The organism is Pseudomonas sp. HS-18, assembly GCF_020401845.1.
Classification (GTDB): domain Bacteria; phylum Pseudomonadota; class Gammaproteobacteria; order Pseudomonadales; family Pseudomonadaceae; genus Pseudomonas; species Pseudomonas nitroreducens.
The window spans coordinates 6,342,244-6,356,252 of the sequence record NZ_CP084413.1; the positions used below are offsets into that span (position 1 = coordinate 6,342,244).

Below are 14,009 nucleotides of genomic sequence, written 5' to 3' on the forward strand. Positions count from 1 at the left end.
GGCAACAGCATTGACAATGAGCCAGCACCGTTACAAAAGCGTAAGAATCCATCGCTATAAAAGGCGGCCTCTTCGATAAGAAAAAGGACGCCACGCCATGCTGCACAAGCCCTCCCCGCTCGCGCTGAGCATCGCCGTCGTTCTGGCGAGCCTGGCCGCCGAAACCGCCCATGCCGTTCCGGTATCGCCCATCATCAGCGACGCGCAGACCAGCAGCCGGACCCTGGCCAACCAGGACACCCTGACGGTCACCCGCACCGGCAGCCTGGTCACCAGCGGCAAGAGCCTCGACCTCAAGGGCGCAGCTACCGGCAGCGGCGTGGTCATCGACAACAGCGGCCTGCTGCAGTCCACCACCGGCCGCGTGGTCGATACCTCCGGCAGCGACAGCACCACGCGCTTCTACCAGATCATCAACCGCGAAGGCGGCCGCATCGGCGGCTACGACGACGCCATCCGCATGAACAACCCGTTCAGCGCCGGCAGCCTGCTGATCGACAACGCCGGCAGCATCACCTCGGCCACCGGCCAGGCGCTGGACCTGGACAAGCTGCAGAGCGCCGCCGCCACCACGATCATCAACCGCGCCAGCGGGGTCATCCACAGCGACGGCAACGACGCGATTCGCCCCGGCGGCAACGCGAGCATCACCAACTACGGCGAGATCAGCAGCTCCGACATGGTCACCGCCGACACCAAGAACGACGGCATCGACTTCCAGGGTGCCGCGGGCGGCCAGGTGGAAAACCACGGCCTGATCAGCGGCGGCCGCCACGGCATCACCACCGATGTGGGCGCCACCCTGATCAACCATGCGGACGGCGTGATCATCGGCCGCAACGGCTCGGGCTTCGGCTCGGACGGCGACGGCAGCGTGATCAACTACGGGCGCATCAGCGGCGCCTACAACGGCCTGGTGCCGGACGGCGACGGCGATGGCGTGGACATCGACTACACCGGCCACATCGAGAACCACGGCATCATCGAAGGCCTCGGCGCAGCCGGCTCGAAGGACGGCTCGCCCAACGGCAGCGAAGGCATCGCCATGGGCGGCGGCACCATCATCAACTACGCCGGCGCCATCATCCGCAGCGTCGACCGCGGCATCCTGGTCGACGACGGCAACGGCAACAGCGGCTTCAGCTCCACCACACTGGAAAACCACGGCACGATTTCCGGCGAATCCTCCTCGGGCGTGACCCTCTCGGGCGACCTCGACGACACCGTGATCAACGACGGTCTGATCCACGGCGGCAACGGCATCGCATTGGAAATGGGCGGCGGCAACGACAGCCTGGCGCTGCTCTCCGGCAGCCGCTTCGAAGGCCTGGTGGACGGCGGCAGCGGCCGCGATAGCGTGACCCTCGACGACGCCGCCGGCGGCAGCTTCGGCAACAGCAGCAACTTCGAATGGCTGGACGTGAAACAGGGCAGTTGGGCCCTCTCCAGCGTGAACGACTTCAGCGAAGGCGGCGAAGTCTTCAGCGGCGCCAGCCTGAGCAACACCGGCAGCCTCCTCGGCACTCTGCAGGTCGACCAGGGCGCCACCTACTCGGGCAACGGCAGTGTCGGCGGACTGGACGTCGCCGGCACCCTGGTCGCCTCGCCGACCCTGGGCGCTGCCCACGTCACCGGCAACCTCAACCTGCAGAGCGGCTCGACGCTGTCCTTCGGCGTGGAGCCCAGCGGCGCCCACGCCATCGTGCAGGTAGACGGCACCGCCAGCATCGCAGGCTCGCACCTCGCCGTGCAGGCTGGCAGCGGCAACTGGCCGTGGCAGAGCAGTGTGCAGGTCATCGGCGCTACCGGCGGCGTCAGCGGGCAGTTCGCCGACGTGAAGAGCAACTTCGCCTTCCTCACCCCGACGCTCAGCTACAGCGCCAATAGCGTCGACCTGCAACTGATCCGCAACGACGTGCAGTTCGGCGACCTGGCCAGCAGCAGCAACGGCCGCAATGCCGGCGCCGCGCTGCAAAGCCAGAACGGCGGCGCGCTGTACAACGCACTGGTCACCAGCGATGCAAGCAACGCCAGCGCTGCCCTGGAGCAGTTGGCCGGCGCCAGTAACGCCAGCCTCGCCGCCGCGACCATCGTCGGCAGCCAGCAGGTCGGCAGCGCCATGCTCAACGCCGTACGCCAACTGGGCAGCAGCAGCTTGCTGGCTGCCACCGAGCGCAACGATACACCGATGCTCGCCGCCACCGGCGTGCCCAGCGAAGCGCGCAACCTGAACGACCCGAACGCCTCCGGCCGGCTGTGGGTACAGGGCATCGGCAGCCACGGCAAGCTCGACGAACACAACAAGAGTGGCGACCTGCAACAGAACACCGGCGGCACCCTGCTCGGTGCCGACTGGGCGGTGACTCCGGACTGGCGCCTGGGCGTGCTGGGCGGCTACTCGCACACTGACCTGGATGGCAGCGGCGGTGTTTCCGGCGATATCGAAAGCTGGCACCTGGGCGCCTACGCGCTGCACCAGAGCGGCCCGCTGGCCCTGCGACTGGGCGCGACCTACAGCAGCCACGACGGCGAGAGCAAACGCCGGGTCGAGTTCGACGGCGTCAGCGATCGCCCCAAAGGTGACTATGACGCCGACAGCTGGCAGGCCTTCGCCGAGACTGGCTACGCCATGGGCAGCGGCCGCCTGAGCGCCGAGCCCTACGCACGCCTGGACTACCAGCGCTACGAGCGCGATTCGTACGACGAGAAAGGCGGCGCCGCCGCACTGCACGTCGACTCCCAGGACCAGGACAACCTGAGCAGCACCCTGGGCCTGCGCATCGCCCGCCTGGATACCCTGAGCAACGGCATGAGTTTCACCCCGCGCCTGGGCCTGGGCTGGCGTCACACCTTCGGCGACATCGACAGCGAAACCCGCCAGTCCTTCATTGCCGGCGGTGATGCCTTCAGCGTCCAGGGCACCGCGTTGGACCGCAACAGCCTGCTGCTGGACGTCGGTTTCGACGTCGGCCTGTCCGCACGCAATAGCGTCGGCATCGGCTACAGCGGGCAGATGGGGAGCAATGCGCAGAACCACGCGCTGATCGCCCAGTGGCAGATGGCGTTCTGACCTGAACAACGTGCAACGAAAAAGCCCGGTACCCACCGGGCTTTTTCCTTTGAGTCTTTGACACGGATGAATCGGAAATTTCCCGGCCAATCTCGGAGCACGGCAAATGGCCTCACACCCCGGAGACGGCAAAGCTTGCGGCCCCGGTCAACCGACCGGCATTCGCCAACCCTCGATGAGTGAGCACCCTCATGAAAAAGCTTTGCCTCCTGATCGCCGCCTGCGCCGTCCTCGCCGCCTGCGACAAGAAACCCGAGCCGACCTCGCAGACCGCTGTGCCCGCAGCCGCCACCCAGCAAGCCAAGCCTGCGCCGCAACCTGAAGCCGCGCCGGCGGAGCAGCCCGCACCGGCTTCCACCGAGGAACAAGCCACTCCGGCAGAGCAGCCAGCCGCCGAACAGGCCGCACCGCAAGCGCAACCCGAGACCGCCGACAAGCCGGCCGAGAACAAGCAGCAGTAGGATTTCACCCGGCTTTACAGCGCATTCCAGCCAGCCGCCGCAGGGCGGCTGGTTGATTCAGGGGCGCAGTTGGCTGAGGTAAGCGGCCAGCGCCTTGATGTCGTCATCGCTGAGTAGCCCGGCTACCGCCAGCATCGGCGAGCCGGCCCGGCTCGGGTCCTTGTCACGGTAGCGCTGCAGCGCGTGGGTCAGGTAAGGCCTTGGCTGCCCGGCAATGCGCGGGAAGCCATCACGGCCCATCGCCTGGGCGCCATGGCAGGTCACGCAGACCGTGGCGAAACGCTGGGCACCCTGCTCGATCTCCGTCGCGTCAGGCACGGCTTCCGTGCGTGGCAGGACCTCCTGCTGGCTGAAGTAGTAAGCGATATTCACCCGCTCGTTGAGCGTCAGCAGCTTGGCCGCCTGGTTCATCACGAAGTCGGTGCGCTGGCCGTCGACGTACTTCTCGAAGGCATCGAACAGGTACTGCGGATTCTGCCCGGCCAGGTTGGGGATGTAATCGCGCTTGCTGTTGCCGTCCTTGCCGTGGCACTTGCTGCACAGCAGGATGCGCTCCTCGGCGGCCGCATAGGCCTGTTCGCGCTTGGCCGGGTCCTTCTCCAGGGCAGCAAGCCGATCCATCATTTCCGATGACTGCGCCAATGCCTGGGCGCTCGCGCACAGCAGCACCCACCACAGAACGACTCTCCCCATCACCGCACCCTGGTCAGTTTTCCCAGCGTCGACGCTAATGGGTTTCTGAAGGAAGTTTCCGACGCAGATCAAGCAAACGCGCCGTCGGCTGAAAAACCTGCGGGCAAAAAAAGGGGGAGCATCGTGCTCCCCCGTGGGACTGAACCTTAAAGACCCGTCTGTCCTTGGTCAGCCTTCAATTTCAACCAGGATCTCACCGGGGTTGACCCGGTCGCCCTTGGCTACGTGGATGGCCTTCACGGTGCCGGCGATGCCCGCCTGCACTTCGGTCTCCATCTTCATGGCTTCGGTGATCAGCACGGCCTGGCCGGCCTTCACGCTGTCGCCTTCCTTCACCAGCACATCGACGATGTTGCCCGGCATGGTGGTGCTGACATGGCCCGGCTCGCTGGCGTGCTTGCGCTTGTTGCCGCCGCCGCCGACGAACTCGTTGAGCGGCTCGAACACCACTTCTTCGGGCATGCCATCCACCGACAGGTAGAAGTGGCGCTTGCCGTCGGTCTTCACACCGACGCCGGTGATGTCCACGCGGTAGCTCTCGCCGTGCACGTCGACCACGAATTCGGTCGGTACGCCCTCACCGCCGGCAGCGGCGACGCCCTTGCCGTTGGGGATCGGCAGCAGCTCTTCGGGTTTCAGGGTGCCGGCGGCACGCTCCTCGAGGAACTTGCGGCCGATGTCGGGGAACATGGCGAAGGTCAGCACGTCCTCTTCGGACTTGGCCAGGCTGCCAATCTCTTCGCGCAGCTTGTTCAGCTCCGGCTTGATGAGATCGGCCGGGCGCACGTCGATAACTTCTTCGTTGCCGATGGCCTGGCGGCGCAGCTGCTCGTTGATCTTGCCCGGCGCCTTGCCGTAACGGCCCTGCAGGTAGAGCTTCACCTCGTTGGTAATGGTCTTGTAGCGCTCGCCGGCCAGCACGTTGAAGAACGCCTGAGTGCCGACGATCTGCGAGGTCGGGGTGACCAGGGGCGGGAAACCGAGGTCTTCGCGCACGCGGGGGATTTCCGCGAGCACTTCGGGCATGCGGTTCAGCGCGCCCTGTTCCTTGAGCTGGTTGGCCAGGTTGGAAATCATCCCGCCCGGTACCTGGTTGACCTGCACGCGGGTATCCACGCCAGTGAACTCGCTCTCGAACTGGTGGTACTTCTTGCGCACGGCGTGGAAGTACATGCCGATTTCCTGGATCAGCTCCAGGTCCAGGCCGGTATCGAACGGGGTGTCGCGCAGGGCGGCGACCATGGATTCGGTGCCCGGGTGGCTGGTGCCCCAGGCCATGCTGGAGATCGCGGTGTCGATGCGGTCGGCGCCGTTTTCCACAGCCTTGAGCTGGCACATGCTGGCCACGCCGGCGGTGTCGTGGGAGTGCACCACCACGTCCAGCGGCAGCGCCTCTTTCAGCGCCTTGACCAGTTGGCCGGTGGCATACGGAGTCAGCAGGCCGGCCATGTCCTTGATGGCGATGGAGTCCACGCCCATGTCGGCCATGGCCTTGCCCTGAGCAACGAAGGCCTCGATGGTGTGCACCGGGCTGGTGGTATAGGCAATGGTGCCCTGGGCGTGCTTGCCAGCAGCCTTCACCGCTTCGATGGAGACGCGCAGGTTACGCACGTCGTTCATCGCGTCGAAGATGCGGAACACGTCGATGCCGTTGACCGCCGCCTTGGCAACGAAGGCACGGACCACGTCGTCGCTGTAGTGGCGGTAGCCCAGCAGGTTCTGCCCGCGCAGGAGCATCTGCAGGCGGGTGTTGGGCAGCGCGGCCTTGAGCTTGCGCAGGCGCTCCCACGGGTCTTCCTTGAGGAAGCGTACGCAGGCGTCGAAGGTGGCGCCGCCCCAGACTTCCAGCGACCAGTAGCCGACCTTGTCGAGCTTGTCGCAGATGGGCAGCATGTCCTCGGTGCGCATCCGGGTCGCCAGCAGCGACTGGTGGGCGTCGCGCAGGATGGTATCGGTGACGGTGACTTTCTTGGCAACGGTCATGTACGTGATCCTCACAGGCCAGCGTGGGCGGCAATGGCGGTAGCGATGGCGATGGCCAGGTGCGACGGGGTGCGTTTGATGGAGTACTGGGTCAGCTCCGGGTGGCTTTCGACGAAGCTGGTATTGAACTGGCCGTTACGGAATTCCGGGTTCTTGAGGATTTCCTGGTAGTAGGCGGCCGTGGTCTTCACGCCCTGCACGCGCATGTCGTCCAGCGCACGCAGGCCGCGGTCCAGCGCCTCTTCCCAGGTCAGTGCCCAGACCACCAGCTTCAGGCACATCGAGTCGTAGTACGGCGGGATGGTGTAGCCGGTGTAGATCGCCGTGTCGGTGCGCACGCCGGGGCCGCCGGGCGCGTAGTAGCGGGTGATCTTGCCGAAGGACGGCAGGAAGTTGTTCTTCGGGTCTTCGGCGTTGATGCGGAACTGCAACGCGAAGCCACGGTGGATGATGTCTTCCTGCTTCACGGACAGCGGCAGGCCCGACGCCACCCGAATCTGCTCGCGGACGATGTCGATGCCGGTGATTTCCTCGGTGATGGTGTGTTCCACCTGCACGCGGGTGTTCATCTCCATGAAGTACACCTCGCCATCGGCGAGCAGGAACTCCACGGTGCCGGCGTTCTCGTAGCCCACGGCCTTGGCCGCGCGCACGGACAGGTCGCCGATGTAGGCGCGCTGCTCGGGGGTCAGCTGCGGGCTGGGGGCGATCTCGATGAGCTTCTGGTTGCGGCGCTGGATCGAGCAGTCGCGCTCGAACAGGTGCACGGTGTTGCCGAAGGAGTCGGCGAGAATCTGTGCCTCGATGTGCTTCGGATTGACGATGCACTTCTCGAGGAAGACCTCCGCGCTGCCGAAGGCCTTGGTGGCCTCGGAGATCACCCGGGGGAAATTCTGCTCCAGCTCTTCGCGGCTGTTGCAGCGGCGGATACCGCGGCCGCCGCCACCGGAGGTGGCCTTGAGCATCACCGGGTAGCCGATGCGCTCGGCTTCGGACAGGGCTTCGGCCAGGTCGGCGACGTTGCCTTCGGTACCGGGAGTGCAGGGCACGCCGGCGGCGATCATGCTGCGGCGCGCCTCGGTCTTGTCGCCCATGCGGCGGATGACTTCGGCGGACGGGCCGATGAACTTGATCCCGCGCTCGGCGCAGATATCGGCCAGCTCGGCGTTCTCGGAGAGGAAGCCGTAACCGGGGTGCAGGGCGTCGCAACCGGTTTCCACGGCCAGGTTCACCAGCGCCCGCGGGTTGAGGTAACCCGCCAGCGGGTCGGCGCCCAGGCTGTGCGCTTCGTCGGCACGCTTCACATGCAGGGCGTGGCGGTCGGCGTCGGAATAGACGGCCACCGAACGAATGCCCATCTCGGCGCAGGCGCGCACGATCCGGACAGCGATCTCCCCACGGTTGGCGATCAGGATTTTCTTGATCACTGCGGCTTTCCCTCGGCCCGGGCCTTGTGGACCCCGGCGTAAAGACCAATCGGCAGCCCCGTTCAGGCAGCTGGATTCTCTTGTGGATATTCGTGGCCGGAGCGGGTTCCGGCGTGTTTTTACCCTAGCGCGGGAGGGAGGATTAACCAAAATCAATAATTATTGGGGTAGCCATAAAGAATGCTTTATAGTCGCTGAAAAATGTCGCCATCGAGTAGGCTTCTATGCGTAAGTCATTGATGCGTATGACCCTTCGCCAGCTGCAGGTTTTCCGCGCGGTGTGCGAAAGCCGTTCCTACAGCCGCGCCGCCGAAGAAATGGCCCTGACCCAGCCGGCGGTCAGCCTGCAGATCCGCCAGCTCGAAGAACTGGTCGGCCAGCCGCTGTTCGAGTACATCGGCAAGAAGCTCTACCAGACCGATGCCGCCGACGCCCTGCTGCGCGCCACCAACGACATCTTCCAGCGCCTGGAAGTGCTGGACATGAACCTCTCCGACCTCAAGGGCTCGCTGCAGGGCCAGTTGCGCCTGGCGGTGGAATCCAGCGCCAAGTACATCACTCCGCACCTGTTCGCCGCGTTCCACGCGCAGCACCCGGATGTCAGCCTGAACCTCACGGTGGTCAACCGCGCCCAGGTGATCAAGCGCCTCTCGGATAACCGCGACGACCTGGTGATCATGTCCCTGGTGCCGCAGGACATGGCGCTGGAGTTCCTGCCCTTCCTGAACAACCCGATCGTTGCCGTGGCACCGCCGGACCACCCGCTGTGCAACGCCGCGAAGCTTTCGCTGAAGGACCTGGAACCCTATCCGCTGCTGATCCGCGAACCCGGCTCGGGTACGCGCAAGGCCTGTGAGGAACACTTCCAGCAGAAACGCGCGCACTTCGCGCAGACACTGGAGTTCGCCTCGCTGGAGGGGTCACGGGAAGGGGTATTGGCGGGACTGGGACTGGCGCTGCTGCCACGCCATGCGGTGAGCCGCGAGCTGCAGTCCGGGCTGCTGCACGAACTGCCGGTGGAAGAGCTGCCGCTCTACCGCAGCTGGTGTCTGGTACATGCCCGCGGCAAGCGCCTGAGTCCGGTGGCCCAGGCGTTCGTCGCCTTCATCCGTGAAGAGCGGGCGCTGATCAGCCAGCTTGCCGAACGCTTCGCCGGCCCGCCTTCGCCGAAGTGAGGTAGGCGGCGGCGATCAGGTCAGGGTAATCGGAGGTTTCGAGGGCGAGGCGCTGGGCCTCCACGCGGTCCTCGATGGCGCGACGGAACTGCATGCGCCGCTGGTCTTCGAGCTTGCGGCGGGTCTTGCTGTCCACTTGGAGCTGGGTGTCGTCGATATGGCGGGGCATCTCGCATCTCCCAAGGCCGAAGGGCTGGAGACGCCAGCATGCTGGGGGCGGATGACGGTTTGACGACGCGGCAATGAAAGCGGCGGTGACGCCGACGAGCGGTCGGCGGCACCGTTACGGCCGAATCAGGACGCCTCTTCCGGCCGCTCTTCGTGGTTCTTCACCACCTTGGGCGACAGGCGCAGGCTGCGCAGACTGCGCTTCACGCTCTTGAGGTGGTTCACCAGGTCCGGGCCGCGGGCCATGGCCACGCCCATCGCCAGAACGTCGATCACCACCAGGTGGGCGATGCGCGAGGTCAGCGGGGTGTAGATGTCGGTGTCTTCATGCACGTCCACCGCGAGGTTCACGGTCGCCAGGTCCGCCAGCGGAGTCTGGCTGGGGCAGAGGGTGATCAGCGTGGCGCCGGCTTCGCGCACCAGATTGGCGGTCACCAGCAGGTCCTTGGAGCGGCCGGACTGGGAGATGCAGATCGCCACGTCCGAAGGCTTCAGAGTCACCGCCGACATGGCCTGCATGTGCGGGTCGGAATACGCCGCCGCCGACAGCAGCAGGCGGAAGAACTTGTGCTGGGCATCCGCCGCCACCGCGCCCGACGCGCCGAAGCCGTAGAACTCGACACGCTGGGCGTGGGCGATGGCCGCGATGGCGCGTTCCAGGGCGTGGGTGTCGAGGTGCTCGCGCACTTCCATCAGCGAGTGCAGGGTGGTGTCGAAGATCTTCAGGCTGAAGTCCGCCACCGAGTCGCTCTCGTTGATCGAGAACTGGCCGAAACTGGCGCCGGCGGCCAGGCTCTGCGCCAGCTTGAGCTTGAGGTCCTGGAAACCGCTGCAGCCGATGGCGCGGCAAAAACGCACGATGGTCGGCTCGCTGACGCCGACACCATGGGCGAGGTCCGCCATGGAGCTGTGCATGACCGATGCAGGGTCCTGCATCACGTGATCGGCAACCTTGAGCTCCGACTTGCGGAGCAGATGACGCGACTGGGCAATGTGCTGCAAAAGGTTCACAGGGATGGGCTCGGTGATAGTTGTCTGAAATTTATGTAGTCTTGTTGTAGTTATACTACAAAACTACTCGCCAAGCCCAGGGAATAAGTCGTTGAATATGCCCGCCAGCCTTAGTCTTCCCAGTTCCTGCGACATCCTGGTATTCGGCGGCAGTGGTGACCTGGCCCTGCACAAGCTGCTTCCGGCGCTCTATCACCTGCACCGGGAGAATCGCCTGCCGGCCGACACGCGGATCTTCGCCCTCGCCCGCAGCAACCGCGACAATGCCTCCTACCTTGCCCTTGCCGAGCGCAACTGCCGGGTGCAGGTGGCGCGCAGCGACTTCTCCGCCGAAGCCTGGCGCAGCTTCGCCCAGCGCCTGCAATACGTCGCCATGGACGCCTCGCAGAGCGCCGACTTCGGTCGCCTGGCCAAGGCCCTCAAGCGCAGCGAAGGTCGCGTGCTGGTGCACTATCTGGCCACCACACCGAGCCTGTTCGCGCCCATTGCACAGAACCTGAAGATCGCCGGCCTGGCCGGGCCGCTGGCGCGCATCGTGCTGGAGAAGCCGCTGGGCCATTCGCTGGAATCGGCGGTGGCGATCAACCAGGCCATCGGCGAGGTGTTCGACGAATCCCGCGTGTTCCGCATTGACCACTACCTGGGCAAGGAAACTGTGCAGAACCTGATGGCCCTGCGCTTCGCCAACACCCTGTTCGAGCCGGTATGGCGCAACGGTTTCATCGATCACGTGCAGATCACCGTCAGCGAAACCCTGGGCGTGGAAAACCGCGGCGGCTATTACGACCATGCCGGGGCCATGCGCGACATGGTGCAGAACCACCTGTTGCAGTTGCTCTGCCTGGTGACCATGGAAGCGCCGGTGCGCTTCGATGCCGAGGCGGTACGCAACGAGAAGGTAAAGATCCTCCAGGCGCTCAAGCCGATCACCGGGCAGGACGTGCAGGACAAGACCGTGCGCGGCCAGTACACCGCCGGACACATTGGCGGACAGGATGTTCCGGCCTACTGGTTCGAGAAGAACGTCGACAACGACAGCGATACGGAGACCTTCGTCGCCGTTCAGGCGGAGATCGATAACTGGCGCTGGTCTGGCGTGCCGTTCTACCTGCGCACCGGCAAGCGCATGGCGAAGAAGTGCTCGGAGATCGTCATTCAGTTCAGGCCGGTCCCCAACAGCCTGATCGGCAACGGTGCCGGCGCGGCCAACCGTCTGTGGATAAGACTGCAGCCCGAAGAACGCATCAGCGTGCAACTGATGGCCAAGGCCCCCGGCAAGGGCATGCAGCTGGAACCAGTGGAGCTGGACCTCAACCTCGCCCAGGCTTTCAGCATCAACAAGCGCCGCTGGGACGCCTACGAACGCCTGCTGCTGGACGTGATCGAGGGCGACTCGACGTTGTTCATGCGCCGCGACGAGGTGGAAGCGGCCTGGAGCTGGGTCGACCCGATCATCAAGGGCTGGCACGAGCACTACCAGAGCCCGCGCCCCTATCCGGCCGGCAGCAACGGGCCGGAGCAGGCGCAGACGCTGCTGGAGCTGCAGGGACGGCGCTGGCTGGAGTGATAGGGCTCCTACAGGATCAAAGGCCCCCTCACCCTAACCCTCTCCCGCAAGCGGGAGAGGGGACCGTTCGGTGGAGGATGAAGCCTTGGCGTCAGCCGGTACGGACGGCTCCCTCTCCTTGGGGAGAGGGCTGGAGCGAGGGGATGCGCTGGCACCGCGTGGCCGACAGAAGACCGTTACTCTTGCATACATCGGACGTACCGAATTCTGGCGCGATCCGTTGACCTCGCTCAGCACGCGCAGCCCGCGGACTTTCTAGAGTGGCAGCCTTTTTCCCACTACCCGCTGCATTGCCATGTCCCGCACTCCGTTTGCCCCCGAACTGCTCTGCCCCGCCGGCTCGCTGAAAAGCCTGCGCCACGCCTTCGCTTACGGCGCCGACGCCGTCTACGCCGGCCAACCGCGCTACAGCCTGCGGGTGCGCAACAACGAGTTCGACCACGCCAATCTCGCCACCGGCATCAACGAAGCCCATGCCCTGGGCAAGCGTTTGTACGTGGTGGTCAACATTGCCCCCCACAACGCCAAGCTGAAAACCTTCCTGCAGGACGTCGAGTCGGTGATCGCCCTGGGGCCGGATGCGCTGATCATGTCCGATCCCGGCCTGATCATGCTGGTTCGCCAGCATTTCCCCGAGGTTGATATACATCTCTCAGTGCAGGCCAACGCGGTGAACTGGGCCAGCGTGGAGTTCTGGCGCCAGCAGGGGCTCAAGCGGGTGATCCTCTCCCGCGAGCTGTCGCTCGAAGAGATCGGCGAGATTCGTGAGCGCGTGCCGGGCATGGAGCTGGAAGTCTTCGTCCATGGCGCGCTGTGCATGGCCTACTCCGGGCGCTGCCTGCTGTCGGGCTACATCAACCGCCGCGACCCCAACCAGGGCACCTGCACCAACGCCTGCCGCTGGGAATACCAGACCCACGCCGCCCACGAAGACGAACTGGGCCACGCCGTGCGCAACGTCGAACCGACCCTGGGCATCGGCGCACCGACCAAGGAGATCGTCCTGCTCGAAGAGGCCAACCGCCCCGGCGAGCTGATGGAAGCCTTTGAGGACGAGCACGGCACCTACATCATGAACTCCAAGGACCTGCGCGCCATCCAGCATGTGCAACGTTTGACGCAGATGGGCGTGCATTCGCTGAAAATCGAGGGCCGCACCAAGTCCCACTACTACGTCTCGCGCACGGCCCAGGCCTACCGCAAGGCCATCGACGACGCCGTCGCCGGGCGCGCCTTCGACCTCGGCCTGATGGACACCCTCGAATCCCTGGCCCATCGCGGCTATACCGAGGGCTTCCTGCGCCGCCACGTGCATGACGAGTACCAGAACTACCAGTACGGCCACTCCCTGTCCGAGCGCCAGCAGTTCGTCGGCGAGTTCACCGGCGAGCGCCGTCACGGGCTGGCCGAGGTGCGGGTGAAGAACCGCTTCGAAGTCGGCGACAGCGTCGAGCTGATGACCCCGGCCGGCAACCGCACCTTCCGCCTGAATGCCATGGAGAACGCCCGTGGCGAGTCAATCGGCGTCGCGCCGGGTGATGGCCATCTGGTGCATATCCCGGTGCCCGGGGAACTGGACCTGCAGTACGCCTTGCTGATGCGTAACCTGAATGGCGGAACCACACGGGATGCTCGCGAAGCGACGGCCGACGGATGCGCGAACGAGTGCGGCAAGTGTGGGTGTGGTGGCGGTTGATTTAGCTGCAGGAACCGCGAGCTTGGTTAGTCACCTGCACCACTCTCACGGGTTCTGCAGGAACACCACATACCCCCTGAACCACCGGCTCTGCGCCAGGTAATCCGGCGCCTGCCATTCCCCGTACTGCGCCAGCCCGATGCGGAAGGGCAGTTGCAGGCGCGCCACGCGCGGCAGGTAGGCCTGGTAGTTGGGAATGGTCGTGCGTCCCTGGTAGGTCTGCACCACCACCTCGTCCACTACGCCGGCCAGGCGATTGATGGTCTCCGGTGCGCCATTGCTGCCCCAGTCCATCAGCCCGGTGATGCTCAGCTTGCAGTCTTCCGGCAGACGTTTGCGCAGGTCCTGGAGGAAGTCGACGTACTCGTCCAGGTGACGCGTGCGGGCATCGAAATCGATCTGCACGCCCACCACCGGGTTGCCCGCCGCGCGCCAGCGGCGCAGCTGGGACAGCAGGGTGCGGTAGATGTCCTCGCTCCAGCGCAGGGTGTGGGCGCGGTAGACCACCCAGACCTCGCCCTGCTTCAGGCGCGGAATGGCGATGCCCTGGGCGATCAGGCGGGCCTGGCCTTCGCGCTGGCGCGGCGCGCTGACCTGCCCCTGCAGGACGTAGAGCGTGCGAGCCTGGGCCAGCACTGGCTGGGGCGCGACGCCGCTCCAGAGCCAGAAGGCATCGTGGTCCGCGGCGTCCACGCCGGCCGCCGAGGCGTTGCCAACGAGCAGCGCCAGCGCCAGCACCACGGCCCGGCGCACCAGGA

Annotated in this window: 11 protein-coding genes; 5 read left to right on the forward strand and 6 right to left on the reverse strand. The window is 65.5% G+C overall.

The window, feature by feature from the left end; all coding sequences use genetic code 11:
* Window positions 1–97: 97 nt before the first annotated feature.
* The gene (locus LDJ84_RS29455; RefSeq protein WP_226045666.1) at window positions 98–3,070 is read left to right on the forward strand and encodes an autotransporter domain-containing protein; all 2,973 of its coding nucleotides are present in this window, start codon (window positions 98–100) and stop codon (window positions 3,068–3,070) included.
* A gap of 191 nt (window positions 3,071–3,261) precedes the next feature.
* Window positions 3,262–3,531: a hypothetical protein gene (locus LDJ84_RS29460; RefSeq protein WP_024766122.1), complete on the forward strand. Its 270-nt coding sequence runs from the start codon at window positions 3,262–3,264 to the stop codon at window positions 3,529–3,531.
* 57 nt (window positions 3,532–3,588) lie between these two features.
* Here the strand turns inward: LDJ84_RS29460 and LDJ84_RS29465 are convergent, their stop codons facing one another.
* The 3 genes from LDJ84_RS29465 to LDJ84_RS29475 all read right to left on the reverse strand — a co-directional run bounded on the left by LDJ84_RS29465 (window position 3,589) and on the right by LDJ84_RS29475 (window position 7,634).
* Window positions 3,589–4,224, reverse strand: coding sequence for a c-type cytochrome (locus tag LDJ84_RS29465; protein ID WP_024766121.1), 636 nt, complete (start codon window positions 4,222–4,224; stop codon window positions 3,589–3,591).
* Between the two features lie 168 nt (window positions 4,225–4,392).
* A complete protein-coding gene (gene oadA / locus LDJ84_RS29470) occupies window positions 4,393–6,207 on the reverse strand; it encodes a sodium-extruding oxaloacetate decarboxylase subunit alpha (RefSeq protein WP_065083734.1) in 1,815 nt (604 codons plus the stop codon).
* A gap of 11 nt (window positions 6,208–6,218) precedes the next feature.
* Window positions 6,219–7,634 carry an acetyl-CoA carboxylase biotin carboxylase subunit gene (locus LDJ84_RS29475; protein WP_024766119.1) on the reverse strand — a complete coding sequence of 472 codons (1,416 nt, stop codon included), beginning with the start codon at window positions 7,632–7,634 and terminating at the stop codon, window positions 6,219–6,221.
* A gap of 239 nt (window positions 7,635–7,873) precedes the next feature.
* On the opposite strand from LDJ84_RS29475, the gene LDJ84_RS29480 reads away from it, so the two are divergent.
* Entirely contained in the window at window positions 7,874–8,809 is a 936-nt protein-coding gene (locus LDJ84_RS29480; RefSeq protein ID WP_024766118.1) for a LysR family transcriptional regulator, read from the forward strand.
* On the opposite strand, the gene LDJ84_RS29485 is transcribed toward LDJ84_RS29480, so the two are convergent.
* Window positions 8,763–8,978 carry a PA3496 family putative envelope integrity protein gene (locus LDJ84_RS29485; RefSeq protein WP_037013823.1) on the reverse strand — a complete coding sequence of 72 codons (216 nt, stop codon included), beginning with the start codon at window positions 8,976–8,978 and terminating at the stop codon, window positions 8,763–8,765. The two genes, LDJ84_RS29480 and LDJ84_RS29485, sit on opposite strands and share 47 nt — an antisense overlap.
* 125 nt (window positions 8,979–9,103) lie before the next feature.
* Window positions 9,104–9,988, reverse strand: a complete 885-nt coding sequence (hexR, locus tag LDJ84_RS29490) for a transcriptional regulator HexR (RefSeq protein WP_024766116.1) — start codon at window positions 9,986–9,988, stop codon at window positions 9,104–9,106.
* Window positions 9,989–10,085: 97 nt separating this feature from the next.
* On the opposite strand from hexR, the gene zwf reads away from it, so the two are divergent.
* Window positions 10,086–11,555, forward strand: coding sequence for a glucose-6-phosphate dehydrogenase (gene zwf / locus LDJ84_RS29495; RefSeq protein ID WP_413247438.1), 1,470 nt, complete (start codon window positions 10,086–10,088; stop codon window positions 11,553–11,555).
* 295 nt (window positions 11,556–11,850) lie between these two features.
* Window positions 11,851–13,251, forward strand: a complete 1,401-nt coding sequence (gene yegQ / locus LDJ84_RS29500; protein ID WP_084359572.1) for a tRNA 5-hydroxyuridine modification protein YegQ — start codon at window positions 11,851–11,853, stop codon at window positions 13,249–13,251.
* A 45-nt stretch (window positions 13,252–13,296) separates the two neighbouring features.
* Here the strand turns inward: yegQ and LDJ84_RS29505 are convergent, their stop codons facing one another.
* Window positions 13,297–14,004 carry a DUF3142 domain-containing protein gene (locus LDJ84_RS29505; RefSeq protein WP_084359570.1) on the reverse strand — a complete coding sequence of 236 codons (708 nt, stop codon included), beginning with the start codon at window positions 14,002–14,004 and terminating at the stop codon, window positions 13,297–13,299.
* Window positions 14,005–14,009: the final 5 nt, after the last annotated feature.